We start from the raw sequence: 870 nt of genomic DNA, 5'->3' as shown, positions 1-870 counted from the left end.
CTTATTGGCAATTGGATAGAGGATGGGGATGAGGAATTAAGCTGGAACCAAATCGATTACCCATGGGACATGGCAAATTTTCCGTGGTGTTCGGTCAAAAAACATGAACGCGATATGCTGATGGCAGAGTGGTTTCATGGTCGCACGCTTTATCTCGTGCTAAGAGACAGCCAAGATGCCGTGATTGGGTATCAAAGATGCTCTGCTGTCGCGCCTGTCGAACAGGCTTTGGAGGGGGTTTACAGCCATTCAGGCAATCACTATCAGCCCTCCCCGAGGGGCACGGCGCTTCTTGTGGCAGCCCGCACAGACTTTCGCGATGTTGATGGGAAACAAGCAGCATTTGTTTCAATTTTGGTTCACGCTACCCCCGCAGAAAACATAGCGGTTGGCAAGCTTTGGTGTGACGCCAATGAACTGAAGGGCGGTGTCGAGATACTCAAAACGCCAATTAATATTCCTTTGCGTGCCGATGTTCGCGAACAATTCAAGATTTTATTGAGGTTTTAAGATGAAGCATGAAAGTGGTTTACCCTTTGCAATTGACAGATCTCGCGGCAAAGAGGAACAACAAAGTGTTGTCTTTTATGGCACGCGTCCCTTTATTCAAAGTGGTGAACTGAATGAAGTTCAAACCATTATAAGGGGGCGTCATGACCGCTTGGGGCGCCTTGTGGCACAAGAAGGAGACCGCGTTGAACGAGCAGATGCGTTTATCAACAAAGATACGCAAACAGTGACTTTAACGGATGGCAAGATTTATATTGCAGGCGATATTTTCCCCGTTGCACCAGCTGTACTCAACAATGTTGCCATGATTGGGCGCTTGGAAATTGGTGTGAAGCTACAAAAAAAATGGATAACACACGA

The 870-nt window shown here is 47.2% G+C and carries 1 protein-coding gene and 1 pseudogene; both read left to right on the top strand.

Translation table 11 applies throughout. The annotated features are described in order from the left end of the window. Positions 1-510, top strand: a pseudogene (locus ACFINF_RS09405) (phage tail protein); the annotation flags it as partial. Position 511: 1 nt separating this feature from the next. Further along, the coding region (locus tag ACFINF_RS09400; protein WP_375620615.1) for a DUF4815 domain-containing protein at positions 512-870 on the top strand (359 nt) is incomplete at its 3' end.

The sequence above is a fragment of the Bartonella sp. TS25HLJMH genome (assembly GCF_042193505.1).
Classification (GTDB): domain Bacteria; phylum Pseudomonadota; class Alphaproteobacteria; order Rhizobiales; family Rhizobiaceae; genus Bartonella; species Bartonella grahamii.
This window is presented reverse-complemented; position numbering and strand designations above follow the sequence as displayed.